This window comes from Massilia jejuensis, from assembly GCF_042656795.1.
Lineage (GTDB): Bacteria > Pseudomonadota > Gammaproteobacteria > Burkholderiales > Burkholderiaceae_D > Telluria > Telluria jejuensis.
This window is the reverse complement of the sequence record NZ_JBHSMS010000100.1, coordinates 1-502: the sequence shown is the minus strand read 5'-3', so window position 1 is coordinate 502 and position 502 is coordinate 1. Positions and strand designations below refer to the sequence as shown.

At 65.9% G+C, this 502-nt stretch carries 1 protein-coding gene; it reads left to right on the top strand.

Features of this window, described 5'->3' with window-relative positions; genetic code table 11:
- Window positions 1-502, top strand: a 502-nt coding sequence (locus tag ACFPOU_RS23685; protein WP_379727557.1) for an AMP-binding protein, incomplete at both ends; no start/stop codon positions are given.

The window sequence follows — 502 nt, the reverse complement described above, 5'->3', positions numbered from 1 at the left end:
TACGAAGGGTTCTGGGGCCGCCTGGCCAGGGAACACCTCGACTGGCACAAGCCGTTCACCAACACCCTGGACGAATCGAACGCGCCGTTCTATCAATGGTTCGCCGACGGGCAGCTGAATGCGTCCTACAACTGCCTCGACCGCAACCTGGCCAACGGCAACGCCGAGAAAACGGCGATCATCTTCGAGGCCGACGACGGCAGCGTCACCCGCGCCAGCTATCGCGAGCTGCACGCGCGCGTCTGCAAGTTCGCCAACGGCCTGAAGTCGCGCGGCATCAAGAAGGGCGACCGCGTCATCATCTATATGTCGATGTCGATCGAAGGCGTGGCCGCGATGCAGGCGTGCGCGCGCATCGGCGCCACCCACTCGGTGGTCTTCGGCGGCTTCTCGGCCAAGTCGCTGCAGGAACGCATCATCGACGCCGGCGCCGTGGCCGTCATCACCGCCGACGAGCAGCGGCGCGGCGGCAAGTCGCTGCCCCTGAAGGCCATCGTCGACG